Source organism: Aquimarina algiphila (genome assembly GCF_007489275.1).
GTDB classification, from domain to species: Bacteria; Bacteroidota; Bacteroidia; order Flavobacteriales; family Flavobacteriaceae; genus Aquimarina; species Aquimarina algiphila.
Genome location: NZ_VLNR01000017.1, coordinates 1 through 12924 on the forward strand (window position 1 = coordinate 1; position 12924 = coordinate 12924).

At 31.7% G+C, this 12924-nt stretch carries 11 protein-coding genes; 7 read left to right on the plus strand and 4 right to left on the minus strand.

The features are described from left to right. Positions 1-212 precede the first annotated feature (212 nt). On the minus strand, positions 213-2180 hold the full coding sequence (locus FOF46_RS09970) for an ATP-binding protein (protein WP_143916364.1): 1968 nt from the start codon (positions 2178-2180) through the stop codon (positions 213-215). A gap of 69 nt (positions 2181-2249) precedes the next feature. Further along, complete coding sequence (locus FOF46_RS09975) at positions 2250-3323, minus strand: tyrosine-type recombinase/integrase (RefSeq protein ID WP_143916365.1); 1074 nt, start codon at positions 3321-3323, stop codon at positions 2250-2252. A 136-nt stretch (positions 3324-3459) separates the two neighbouring features. On the opposite strand from FOF46_RS09975, the gene FOF46_RS09980 reads away from it, so the two are divergent. Beyond that, entirely contained in the window at positions 3460-3828 is a 369-nt protein-coding gene (locus tag FOF46_RS09980; protein ID WP_143916366.1) for a hypothetical protein, read from the plus strand. A gap of 29 nt (positions 3829-3857) precedes the next feature. On the opposite strand, the gene FOF46_RS09985 is transcribed toward FOF46_RS09980, so the two are convergent. Beyond that, positions 3858-4313: a hypothetical protein gene (locus FOF46_RS09985; protein WP_143916367.1), complete on the minus strand. Its 456-nt coding sequence runs from the start codon at positions 4311-4313 to the stop codon at positions 3858-3860. A 57-nt stretch (positions 4314-4370) separates the two neighbouring features. Beyond that, positions 4371-6473: an ATP-dependent DNA helicase RecG gene (gene recG / locus FOF46_RS09990; RefSeq protein WP_143916368.1), complete on the minus strand. Its 2103-nt coding sequence runs from the start codon at positions 6471-6473 to the stop codon at positions 4371-4373. A 365-nt stretch (positions 6474-6838) separates the two neighbouring features. Between recG and FOF46_RS09995 the strand changes: the two genes are divergently transcribed. The 6 genes from FOF46_RS09995 (at position 6839) to FOF46_RS10020 (ending at position 12914) form a co-directional block, all read left to right on the plus strand. Further along, a complete protein-coding gene (locus FOF46_RS09995; RefSeq protein ID WP_244299602.1) occupies positions 6839-8959 on the plus strand; it encodes a M1 family metallopeptidase in 2121 nt (706 codons plus the stop codon). Between the two features lie 8 nt (positions 8960-8967). Then, a complete protein-coding gene (locus tag FOF46_RS10000) occupies positions 8968-9861 on the plus strand; it encodes a patatin-like phospholipase family protein (RefSeq protein ID WP_109438424.1) in 894 nt (297 codons plus the stop codon). A 6-nt stretch (positions 9862-9867) separates the two neighbouring features. Continuing rightward, positions 9868-10791: a patatin-like phospholipase family protein gene (locus tag FOF46_RS10005; protein ID WP_143916369.1), complete on the plus strand. Its 924-nt coding sequence runs from the start codon at positions 9868-9870 to the stop codon at positions 10789-10791. Positions 10792-11003: 212 nt separating this feature from the next. Continuing rightward, positions 11004-11615: a glycoside hydrolase family 16 protein gene (locus tag FOF46_RS10010; protein WP_143916370.1), complete on the plus strand. Its 612-nt coding sequence runs from the start codon at positions 11004-11006 to the stop codon at positions 11613-11615. Then, positions 11563-12156, plus strand: a complete 594-nt coding sequence (locus FOF46_RS10015) for a LamG domain-containing protein (protein WP_143916371.1) — start codon at positions 11563-11565, stop codon at positions 12154-12156. Before FOF46_RS10010 ends, FOF46_RS10015 begins: the two co-directional genes overlap by 53 nt. Before the next feature lie 59 nt (positions 12157-12215). Continuing rightward, positions 12216-12914, plus strand: a complete 699-nt coding sequence (locus FOF46_RS10020; protein ID WP_143916372.1) for a phage tail protein — start codon at positions 12216-12218, stop codon at positions 12912-12914. Positions 12915-12924: the final 10 nt, after the last annotated feature.

A 12924-nucleotide genomic window follows, 5' to 3' on the forward strand; every position in this document is an offset into this window, starting at 1 on the left:
ATGAATATCTTTTTCTTCAATTAGTTCAGGAATATCTGAAGGCTTTAAGTCATCATATATATTAATGTTACCATTAAAGTTTCCCCATCTTTTCTTTTTATTGAATATTCCCATTTAATTTTTCCTATGTGCTACAACGTCTATTGTATGGTGCGTTTGCATCCCGCAGGGTGCATATGCATTATACAAATTGTTATAGCCTTTTTTATTCATTAAAATATGTCTTCGCTATATGTTTCTTTCTGATAAGTCTGAACACCGTCAACATCATTTAAATATTCGACTAATTCCTTTAATATTATTACATGAAACTTAGTAGTTCCAGAATTAAATTGGTGAGTTAGTCCATGGAAATCTCGTTGATGAAGATTGTCTAAATCTAAAAAAGATGTGATTTCATATTTTTTTTTCCATTCGTTACCCATTTCCCAGGCTACGGCGAGGTGAATATCTTTTTCATTTTTATATTCACTTTCAAATTCATTTATGAGCCCATCAATGTTATACTTATATTCTAAAACTTTAGGTGGACTTGTTAACTCTGAAGTAAATTGAAATTCTTGTACACCTAAAGGATTGTTTTCTTTGTGATATTCATGATTACTTAAAGGCTCTTTTACTACATATTTAAATACACCGTCATATTGTTTAACTTGGCTAGTTGCAAGTAATTTTATCCCTCTTATAACACCACCAGCTATTAGCTGATTAAAAAGAACGATTGCATCCTGTTCTGATTGAGGTTCTGAAGTAATTGATATTTCATTTATCGGCGCAAAAAAGTTTTTATTTGTTAAGTTTAATGGATTTGTTTTCTCATGGTCTTCTTGTTCTCTAATCCATTCATGTAATGCAATTTCTTTAACTATATCTGGCTTTGCACCAGTGTCCGATTTAAGTAAAGGTTTCCATTGCTTTAGCCTATTTACGATTGATACAGATAATTTTTCTGCAATTTCTTTTAACTCAGGTTGAAACCCTTTTCTACCTAAATCAGGGTCAGCATCTTTGAAATGAACTAATACATGACATTGATTTTGATACCCGATATTTGATGTCAGAGGGATTGCGATTAATTCGCCTTGAATCATTTGATTGTTAGCCAACTGTAAGCCACCTTTTAAAACTCTATATCCTTTTCTAAGTTTAGCAATAATATCATTTAATGAATCCCAAACGGAAGTAGAATATGTGAAATAACCGTAAGCTTCAATTTTATATTCTTTTACTATTTTTTGAAACTCATCATCTGTTTTTCTTAAGTCTAGAATTTCTTGATTTGAAAAAATTTCATAAACACCATTTGATTTTTTGTATTTACTGGGTATAGCCGATGCATCTTTGTTTTTAGCAATAGCATTTTTTTGAAAAGCATATATGTCTTTTAAATCAACACTAGCGTTGATTTTACTGTGAGGAAAAATATATTCAGCATTTTGATTCTCTAATAGTTCTTCGGAACCGTCTTTCCGTATAACTTTTAAATCAAAAGTTATGTTTTTATCTTTAGTATGAGAATAGTTTATACACCCTAAAGGTGTTTTAATTAAAAGAAGATATAACCATTGTTGTGGTGTTTTAGCTGTATACCATGACAAATCTTTTGGCCTAATATTATCGCCTTCAAATTTTATTTTGAATGTTGAACCTCTTTTTAATTCATTAAAGCTTTCATTAGTACATATTGATTCTGTGACAATAGGCCTAGTTACAATACCTTTAAAATCTTCCACCCAATTTCTTCCTCCTATTAATTCTCCAGAAAAACTATTCCCATTGCCTTTAGTGGCAAATTGAAGGTAATTGAATCCATAGCCAATATATGTTGCACCAACACCTTTGTTTCCTCTTGTTTCTTCTCCTTCTTTAAAAGAGATATTTGGAGCCAAGAATGATTCTAATTCTTTTTCATTGAAAGCTATTCCATTATCTGTTATAGAAAATGAATTTTCTTTCAAATTTATTTCAATCCATAACTTCTTATTATATTCTTTTTCTTTAAGAATAGTTACTCTTTTATCAACAGCATCCATTGAATTTTGTATTAATTCGGAAAACGAATCATACATTCCAACATAAGATTTTAAAATATTTTTTATTTCTCTTTTTTGAGCTGAAGAAACAATTTCCGTATCTGCTTCTTTACTTCTTACTAATGGATCCCAGGTTTTATTTGTCATTCTTTGTTTAATTGGCTATAACAATTGAATATAGTTACCATGGTAACTATATTTCTTTTATGTGGGGAACTAAATTAATAAATCTTTTATGTTTTTAAACTTTTTTATCGCTACATGAGTATAAATTTCTGTTGTTTTACTAGAATTATGCCCTAACAGTACTTGTATATATCGTAAATCTATTCCTTCTTCTAATAGGTGTGTTGCAAAACTATGCCTTAACATATGTGGATGTACCGATTGATTGATTTTAGCCTTTTTCGCAGCTTGAGTAACAACTTTAAAGACACTGGTAGGACTGTATTTCTTTCCAGGTTTTATGGCCTCAAATAAGTATAGTTTTGGTTTGTATATTTTGTAATATGCTCTAAGGTTATTAAGAACCACTTGATTAATAACCGTATATCGATCTCTATTTCCTTTAGCTTGTCTTACCTTAATAAGCATGCTGTTACTATTGATATCTGTGAGTTTTAGATCTAATAATTCACTTCTTCGTAATCCAGAAGAATATAACAAACTAATAATACATTTATGTTTTAGGTTTTTTGTAAGGTTAATCATTTTTAATATATCTTCTTTAGCCAATATGCCGGGCAGCTTCTGTTCTTTTCTAGGCCTTTCAATACTATAAAATCGATTAGGCATTCCCATTACGACCTCATAATAAAATTTAATACTATTAATAGCTTGATTAATATAGCTGTTAGACTTATTTTCTCGAATCAGATGTTGTAAATAATTACGTATCTCTTGTTCAGATAGTTCTACAATTGGGCAATCGTAAAAGTGGTTGATAAATTTTTCAAATTGAGAAATATAAGTTTTACAAGTGTTTAGAGCGTATCTTTTAAGTTCTAGTTTTTTTAAATATTCTTCAGGAACGTAATTATAAGAAGTAGTTTTGACTCTGTTGCGATACCAGTTAATATCGATTGGAGTATTATTCCTTATTGTTTTCTCCTTAAAAAAAGAATTACTATTAATCCATGCAATACCACGAAATGTTTCAAAAATTATATCTAGATTCTCTTTGGTATTCTTAATGTAAACCATAGCATATGTCTTACTCCACTTAGGATTAGGTAATTCTTTTACCAAAGCATGTATGACTTTATCCGGATAAAATTGTAAACCGATCATCTTCTCATTTTGTATAAATAGATGTTTTATTGTTATGTGTTTAGAAGGGCTCATAGGGTAAAAATGATGGAAAAAAATACTTTAATCGTGTTTTATCCGTATAATATTCGCATATTATTTGTTTAAAAAAATTATAATGAAAAAATGCCCAGTTTGTGATACTGTAATTACGGGAAGGTCAGATAAAAAATATTGCTCTGCATATTGCAAATCTGCACAGCAATATGAAAAAAGAAAACAAGAAGAAGATGAGTATTATAAAATAGATAGACAATTAAAGACGAATAGAAAAATACTAAAAGCTTATAATAAATCGGGTTTATCAACTGTAAGAAAAGAGAAATTACTAGCAGAAGGTTTCAATCCAAAATTTTTTACACACTACTGGAAAAATACCAAAGGACAAGTCTATCTTTTTTGCTACGAATATGGGTTTTTATTGTTGAAAGAAAATCAAAAAGAAAAGTACATTTTAGTAAAATGGCAAAAATATATGGAGGTGTAATTTTGCATAAATATTAAACGTTTTGTTTGTTAGTTATTACTGGCAAACAACAAATGTGTTTCCGAATCTGTTGATAAATCTAATTTAACAGCTATGGTACTAGTTTGTGATTGAAAAATATGTGTCATAGCAAGAGTGCCTTGTTTCTCAGATTTGATATGCGAATATTCTGAAACAAATCTGGATAATAATTTTAAAACATAATTTTGATCATTAGTCATATAAGTAACTTGTCCGGATTTTGCATTAACTCTTACTCCATAATAAAAACTATCAGTTTTATTCCAGTTATAAAATACATATTTATCATTAGTTTGATCTGACTTAGAAAAACCCCGTTTTTTAAGAAATGCTTCAAAACCTGTATTATCATTAGATTTTTTATAATTTGAAAGCGTTGTCCATTCTTGTTCTTTTAAGTGTTGACCAAAAACAGAAGAGGTAGAAAAGAACAAAAGAAAACCAAAGAGGACTAAATTTTTCATATTATTATTGCATTGACTATAAGTGTAATAACAAAAATACTTTTGGATTAGTATATGTTAACTAATATAATTCCATATGTTTTTATGCTTAGCTAACTGCTGATAGGTGTATAGTAATACTTTATTTTTTTCAGCAGATAATGAAGGATCATCATTTAGAATCTTCATGGCATAGTGACGTGCTGTTTTTAAAATATCATTATCTCTTACAATATCAGCTATTTTTAAATTCAATACTCCGCTTTGTTGTGTACCCATGATATCTCCGGGACCACGTAATTTTAAATCTACTTCGGCAATATCAAAACCATCATTTGTACGAACCATGGTTTCTAATCGTGTTTTACTATCTGCTGATAGTTTAAAGCTTGTCATAAGAATACAAAAACTTTGTTCTGCACCTCGTCCCACACGTCCACGCAATTGATGTAATTGAGATAAACCAAATCGTTCTGCACTCTCAATGATCATTACACTGGCATTTGGGACATTGACTCCAACCTCAATAACAGTAGTAGCTACCATAATTTGAGTTTCTCCTTTTACAAAACGATCCATTTCGTAATCTTTATCAGCGGGTTTCATTTTACCATGAACAATAGAAATTTGATATTGTGGAGCAGGGAAGGAGCGAGCAATACTTTCATAACCGTCCATAAGATCTTTATAGTCCATAACTTCAGATTCCTGAATTAGTGGATATACCACATAAACCTGGCGACCTTTTTGGATCTCGTCGGCGATAAACTTAAATACTTTTAGACGATTACTATCGTAGCGATGTACAGTTTTAATGGCTTTACGACCAGGGGGGAGCTCATCAATTACAGAAATATCCAGATCTCCATATAAACTCATAGCTAATGTTCTGGGTATGGGTGTAGCAGTCATTACAAGAATATGAGGAGGATACGTGTTTTTATGCCATAATTTTGCACGTTGTGCTACTCCAAATCGGTGTTGCTCATCAATAATAGCAAGTCCAAGATTTTTAAATTGTACTTTATCTTCTAGAATAGCATGGGTACCAATTAATATATGTAGTGAGCCATTTTCTAATTCTTCATGAATTTGCCGCCTTTCTTTAACCTTAGAGCTTCCCATTAATAGTTTTACATTCACATCCAGATCTTTCGTGAGCTCCTGGATTCCCATATAATGTTGATTAGCCAAAATTGCTGTGGGAGCCATTAAACAAGCCTGAAAACCATTATCTATAGCCAATAACATAGTCATTAATCCCACTATGGTTTTACCAGAACCTACATCTCCTTGAAGGAGTCGATTCATCTGGGCGCTACTACCAATATCATTACGAATTTCTTTAATAACCCTTTTTTGAGCATTGGTAAGCTCAAAAGGAAGATGATTTTTATAAAAGGTATTGAAATGTTCTCCGACTTCAGTAAACGGAAAACCTTTGATTTTTTGTTTTCGAATCAACTTTTTGGTAATGAGTTGTAACTGTATGTAAAACAACTCCTCAAACTTAAGACGATATTGTGCTTTAGCAAGTAATTCTTGGTTTTTAGGAAAATGAACATTAAAAACAGCTTCACTTTTTGAAATTAACTTTAATTCCTCCAGAATTTCACTCGAAAGTGTATCATAAAAACGTACTTTGGTTTCAACAAATAGTTGTTGCATCATTTTACTCATTACACGGTTTGTGATGCCTTTATTAGAAAGCTTTTCTGTAGAAGGGTAAATAGGTTGCATGACAGTTCTTAAGTTTTTCTCATGTTCTGTAAGCAACTCCATATCTGGATGTGGCATATTAAACCCATTATAGTATTTCGTTTTCCCGAAAATAACATAAGGAGTATTAAGTTTTAGGTTTTCCTTAATCCACTTTTGTCCCCTAAACCATACCAGTTCCATTTCGCCAGTGTCATCTATAAACTTAGCAACCAAACGTTTTCCTTTCTTCTGTGCTACAGTTTTTATATTGATAATTTTGCCAATAATCTGTACTTCTGCAGAATTACGTTGTAATTCATTGATTTTATAATATTTTGTCTTATCGAGATATCGGTTAGGGAATAGGTTAATAAGATCTTGATAGGTATGAATGCCTAATTCAGAACGTAAGAGCGTTGCACGGGATGGCCCAACACCCTTAAGGTAATCAATAGGAGTTTGTAAAATATTAGGATTCATTAGAACGAAGATAGTATTTCTTAGAAAATAGTTCAACCCCAATTACTCATTAGAACTTCGTTACGAAGTTGGAAAATACAATAAACACTGATGTTTTCTAAGTTTTAGCATAGTAGCGCTATGGTTAAACTTAAAAATGTAGCAAAGCGATTGTGTTTGAAGGAGTTTTTCAGCTGTAGTAGATTTTCTAATGAGTAATTTGGGTTAGAGCTAAAATTTGCCACATGGACAGAGTAAAATCGTTATTTTGGCAGAACGTTTGATTGATGAAAGAGGTGTTAGGAGTATATTAAAGGATTTAAAACTCGACTAAATCAACTTTAATACAAATCTCATCTTATTATAAATAAAAGAAACAGAGACAAATGAAATTTATTTTAGCCCTTTTTACAGTTTTATTTTCATATACGGGTTTTGCGCTGGAGGTAGATTCAGACTTAATGTATAGCAATACCTTAGAACAATCACAAGTTGATTTTTTAGAGGGTAAAGTAGATGTATTGGTCAAAGCAAAAACAAAAACTGTGACAGGAAAAGTACAGTATACATTAACAATGTTAAAAACGGCAACATCTATTTTTGTGGATGCGCAAAACATGAAAATCAAAACCGTGACCCTCGATGGAGAAAAAGCAAACTTTAAATATGATGACAAGAAGATTGTTATTAATTCTGATTTTAAAGTAGATGCTAAACATAAGATCTCAATTGAATTTGAAGCCACGCCCAAAAAAGCATTATACTTTGTTAAAGATTATCATGGTAAAGATCAGATATGGACACAAGGTCAAGGTAAATATACTTCTAATTGGTTGCCTAGTTTTGATGATATGAATGAAAAGGTAGTGTTTGATCTGTCTATTGATTTTGAAAAAGGATATGAAGTAATAGCAAATGGAAAACTTGTAAAGAACGAAGCGATCAATGATTCTATACAAAGTTGGCAGTATGATATGCAAAAGCCAATGAGTAGTTATTTAGTGGCTTTTGCTATTGGTAAATATGAAAAGGTAGTCGAAGTTTCTGCAAATGGAACACCTTTAGAAATGTATTACTACCCTGGAGATAAAGAAAAATATCAATCTACATACAAGCATAGTAAGAAGATATTTGATTTTTTGGAGAAAGAGATAGGATATTCTTTTCCTTGGCAGAATTATAAACAAATTCCTGTAAAAGATTTTTTATATGCAGGTATGGAAAACACAGGGACTACTATTTTTTCTGATGCTTTTGTAGTAGATGAAACTGCTTTTATTGATAGAAATTATATTAATGTAAATGCACATGAATTGGCACATCAGTGGTTTGGTGATTTGGTTACAGAAACTGAAGGGACTCACCATTGGTTGCAAGAAGGTTTTGCAACATACTATGCTTTATTAGCAGAAAAAGAAATTTTTGGAGAGGATTATTTTCTATATAAATTATATGAAAGTGCAGAGCAACTTACAGAATTATCCAAAACAAAAAATGCTACAGCATTATTAGATCCCAAAGCGAGTTCATTAACATTTTATCAAAGAGGAGCCTGGGCTATTCATGCACTTAGAGACCTTATAGGAGATACCAGTTTTAAAATAGTAATTCATAACTACCTAGAGAAACATAAATTTAAGAATGCAACCACAAATGATTTTATGACAATAGCAGAAGAGGTGAGTGGTACTGATTTGACTTCCTTCAAGAAATTATGGTTAGAAAATGTAAAATTCCCTTCACAAGAAGCATTAGATATTCTTACCAAATCCGATTTTATTAAGAGTTACCTTGGTTTGGCTCAGGAACGCACACAACCCTTGGCAGGAAAATGGGGGAGGTTAGCAAAAGCACTGGATTTTCCTGTAAATGATTACATTGGTCAAGAGGTGATTTATCAACTAGAAGGAAAATCAGATCAGGAAATTATTGCCTTATATGATAAAGCTTTTGCTACAAATAATATTTTTGTTCGACAAGCTATTGCCAATACCTTAAGCGATGTTCCTAAGGATTTACAACAACAATATGAATCCTTATTAAGTGATCCATCATATGCAACCATAGAACCGGCCTTGTATCATTTATGGGCTAGTTTTCCAGAAAAAAGAAAAGAATATTTAGAATTAACCAAGGAAGTGATAGGCTTCAATACTAAAAATGTTAGAATGCTTTGGTTAGTTTTAGCTTTAAATACTAAAGAGTATCAAACTGAAAATCATCAAAAGTTTTACTTTGAATTGGTAAACTATACAGCACCAAAATTTAATTTTAATACTCGCGAGAGCGCTTTTACTTATTTGGAAAGTTTACAGGCTTTTTCCGACAAATCATTAATACATCTTGTCGATGGTGCCACACACCATAATTGGCGTTTTAGAAACTCTTGTAGAAAAATTCTTGATAAATTATTAAAGAATGAAAAATATCAAAAGAAATATGTAGTTTTAATGAATAGTTTACCAAAAAATCAACAAGATTTTTTACAGAAAAAATTAACCCCATAAAATAGAATATGCGTGCATTAGTAATTTCCGGAGGTGGCAGTAAAGGAGCTTTTGCAGGTGGCGTAGCACAGTATCTAATTAAAGATTTAGATAGAGAGTATGACCTTTTTCTTGGTACCTCTACGGGAAGTCTTTTAGTTTCACATTTGGCATTGTCTAAAATCGAAGAAATAAAAAGTTTTTATACTTCGGTAAATCAATCTTCAATATTTAGAAATTGTCCCTTTATTGTCAAAAAGAAAAAGGGATATACAAGTATTAGTATTAATCATTTTAATGTTTTACGTAATCTGATTAGAGGTAAAAAATCATTTGGGGATAGTAAAAATTTAAGAAACCTTGTAAGAAGTGCAATTTCTAATGAATATTTTGAAATTTTAAAATCAGGAGAAAAGGATGTTATCGTTACGGTGACTAATCTTTCGGCTAATATTGTTGAGTATAAATCTATTAAAGAGTGTACATACGAGGATTTTTTGGACTGGATTTGGATATCATGTAATTATCCACCTTTTATGAGTTTGGTCAGGAAAAATAATTGTGATTATGTTGATGGAGGGTTAGGGTCTATGGTGCCGATAGAAGAAGCTATTAAAAGAGGAGCAACAGAGATCGATGTTATCGTTTTAGAAACGGAAGTTAATTACCTTAATCGTATGCCTACAAAGAATCCCTTCTCTTTAATAACCAATATGGTCGATTTTATGATGGATAGGATTGAAAATCAAAATATTAGAATTGGTAAATTTAGAGCAATAGAACAAGATGTATCCATGGACTTATATTTTACTCCAACTGTCCTTACGACAAATTCATTAATTTTTGATAAAGAAAAAATGACCGAATGGTGGACAAAAGGTTATGAATTTGCAAAACAAAAAAATATATCAAACCCCTTATAAAAGAATATGCGAGCATTAGTAATTTCAGGCGGAGGAAGTAAAGGAGCATATGCCGGTGGTGTAGCACAATATCTGATCCAGGAACAAGGAAAAAAATATGATCTTTTTTTAGGTACCTCTACAGGTAGTTTATTGATTGCACAGCTGGCATTAGGGAATATCGATAGAATGTACGATATCTATACCAATGTAAATCAACATACAATTTTTAATGTAAATCCATTTATAGTCAGAAAAAAAGGAAATCGAGAGTTTGTATCTGTTAACTTTTTTTCATCATTATGGCAGTTTATTAAAAGAAAACGAACTTTTGGAGAAAGTAAAAACCTGAGAAGAGCTATTAGAAGGAATTTCTCAGAAGCAGAATTTAGATTGGCTCGTAAAAAAGTAGATGATATTGTTGTTACCGTTACTAACCTTACCAAAAATAGAACAGAGTATAAATCTATAAAAGATTGTTCTTATGAAGACTTCTGTGACTGGGTTTGGATATCTTGTAATTACGTTCCTTTTATGAGTTTGGCAACCAAAGATGGTTACGAATATGCAGATGGTGGTTTTGGATGTATGGTTCCTATTAGAGAAGCAATACGACGTGGAGCTACAGAGGTGGATGCCATTATTCTAGAATCTGAAAACATGGAGTACAATAAAGTTCTGGGAAAAAATCCATTTTCTCTTATGGTGAATTTGTTTAGCCATATGTTAGATCAAGTTGAAGGTCATGATACTGTAGTAGGTAAATTAGCTGCAATTAATAAAAATGTACTGTTAAATTTATATTATACACCTTCTAAACTCACCGAGAATTCTTTGATTTTTAATAAAAAATTAATGGGGAGCTGGTGGAGACAAGGATTTGAATATGCCGCAGAAAAAGCAAAACAAGCAGAAGAAAATAAACTTAAAGATATTGACTTAGCCGGGTAATTTTTAGTTTAAGATACTTTTACTGATATATCAATTTTTAGACACTGTTCTTACTAGTGCAATTTGTTGTTGACCGTATATTTCTTCAGATCATACAAACTTTAGGGATACTCAAATTAAAAAAGGAAATAATTTATATTTTTTATACTTAAAAAACCATATCTGTTACTAGCATTCACTTTTATTAAGTTTCTTTAAAACAAAAAATATCTATGATAAGAATTGTATTAAAAAGAATTTTTGCATTAGCCTTTCTTTTTGCAATAATGAGTATGAATGCGCAAATACCACCACCAAATACACCTTGGGTTAAAATATTTTCTGAAGAATTTGATGGAAGTTCAGTGAATACAAGTGACTGGATTATTAGAACAGATGAACTAAGAGGATTTAGTAGTAACTCTCTTGATGTAAGTGGTGGTACATTAAAAATAAATAATACTTATCCCGCAGGAGGTAGACCTCTTGGAGGATGGATTGAATCCAGACGTAAACCTATTGGAAATGATAGGTATGGTTATTACGAAGCAAGGATAAGAATAACTGCAGATCCTAATGGACGTATTTGGCCAACATGGTGGATTTGGGGGAAAAATTTTCGAAATGGAGCTCCTGGACCAACTGCTACAGAATTTGATTTAATGGAGTATAGCGGTTTTGCTACACGATTCTTCGAAAATAAAGCAACAACTTCTCATCATTATAGTGAAAAAAGAGTAATCGATGGTAAAACCAAAATTGATGCAAGCATAGAAAGTGTAAGAACTAGAAATGCATTCGAATGGCATGTATTGGACTCCTACAGAAGTTTCTTTTTACTATGATGGAGTAAAATACTTAACCACAGATCAGCCTGAAGATGCGGCAAATGACCCTTATGATATGAGCCTTATATTGTCATCTTCTCCACATACAGTAGATGTTGCAGATTATAATAGTGGATCAGGAGGTTTTCAACCTAATCATCCAGATGCAGCCACTGCAGCTCAAGCCGGACAAACATTACCAAGTTTTGAAATTGACTGGGTACGAGTATGGAGTTTAGGTTCAACCGTTGGAACGAGTGATTGTCAAGGGTTGCCTAATGATATTTGTCAGGCAATTAATATCACAAATACTAATTTTAAGGTACGATCGGCTGGAGAAAGTTGTAAAGGAAGTAAAAATGCTACAATATCAATTGAGGCTACACAGAAACTTCAGTATACTGCGGTTATTGAAGGAACCTCAATGTCGAATGAATTTGATACAACTACATCTTTTGATGGTCTTGGGAGTGGAAACTATACGGTATGTATTACTGCCGAAGGTCTTCCTGATTTTAAACAATGTTTTGAATTAGTTATTAAAGAACCTCAGAACTAAGTGACCAGTCCTTATATAAAGGATTAAAAAAGAAGTAAAGAAATTTAAAAAAAATAAAAATGAAAGAAATTAAAATAATAGTTTCACTTATTGGGATTGCTTTTTTATTGAACTGTAGTGGTTCTGATGATGGGGAAGGGACCCCTTCTGGAGTAACTCCTGACCCTGCATCTTTGGTGTTTCCATCAGAAAATGCAACCTGTACTTCTGGTACATTTATATCTTCTACAGAGAATGAAATTGATTTTGAATGGAATACGGCAAAAAATGCAGTAAGTTATATCGTTAATATTACAGATTTAAAAACAAATACGACTTCGAAAGTATCATCAAGAGAAACTACTGTCAAAATTAAATTATTACAGGATAATTCATATACCTGGTCTGTGACAGCTATTGGCTCTGGAGATGCAGAAACGAGTACAAGTCCCGTTTGGGAATTTTACAGTCCAGCAGAAGGTGTTGTAAATTATGCTCCTTTTCCTGCAGAAATAAGCACTCCAAAAAATCTGGATGTTTTAACCGGTTTATCAAAAACCATAGAATGGATAGGTGCAGATGAAGATAATGATATTACATCTTATGATGTATTTTTGGGAACCACAAACCCTCCGGTAGATGTTTTAGGAAATACAACTAGTACAACAATAGCAAGTGGAAGTTTAACTGCTACAACAACCTATTATATTCAGATTGTTACCAATGATGCTTTTGGTAATAAAACCAAATCTGCGGTAACAGCTTTTTCTACTCCTTAAGATAAAAGAA

What these genes read in the sequence shown, in the direction of transcription:
- FOF46_RS09970 (WP_143916364.1), bottom strand. Translation starts at nt 2,180, where the DNA reads ATGACAAATAAAACCTGGGATCCATTAGTAAGAAGTAAAGAAGCAGAT.
- FOF46_RS09975 (WP_143916365.1), bottom strand. Translation starts at nt 3,323, where the DNA reads ATGATCGGTTTACAATTTTATCCGGATAAAGTCATACATGCTTTGGTA.
- FOF46_RS09980 (WP_143916366.1), top strand. Translation starts at nt 3,460, where the DNA reads ATGAAAAAATGCCCAGTTTGTGATACTGTAATTACGGGAAGGTCAGAT.
- FOF46_RS09985 (WP_143916367.1), bottom strand. Translation starts at nt 4,313, where the DNA reads ATGAAAAATTTAGTCCTCTTTGGTTTTCTTTTGTTCTTTTCTACCTCT.
- recG (WP_143916368.1), bottom strand. Translation starts at nt 6,473, where the DNA reads ATGAATCCTAATATTTTACAAACTCCTATTGATTACCTTAAGGGTGTT.
- FOF46_RS09995 (WP_244299602.1), top strand. Translation starts at nt 6,839, where the DNA reads ATGAAATTTATTTTAGCCCTTTTTACAGTTTTATTTTCATATACGGGT.
- FOF46_RS10000 (WP_109438424.1), top strand. Translation starts at nt 8,968, where the DNA reads ATGCGTGCATTAGTAATTTCCGGAGGTGGCAGTAAAGGAGCTTTTGCA.
- FOF46_RS10005 (WP_143916369.1), top strand. Translation starts at nt 9,868, where the DNA reads ATGCGAGCATTAGTAATTTCAGGCGGAGGAAGTAAAGGAGCATATGCC.
- FOF46_RS10010 (WP_143916370.1), top strand. Translation starts at nt 11,004, where the DNA reads ATGATAAGAATTGTATTAAAAAGAATTTTTGCATTAGCCTTTCTTTTT.
- FOF46_RS10015 (WP_143916371.1), top strand. Translation starts at nt 11,563, where the DNA reads ATGCATTCGAATGGCATGTATTGGACTCCTACAGAAGTTTCTTTTTAC.
- FOF46_RS10020 (WP_143916372.1), top strand. Translation starts at nt 12,216, where the DNA reads ATGAAAGAAATTAAAATAATAGTTTCACTTATTGGGATTGCTTTTTTA.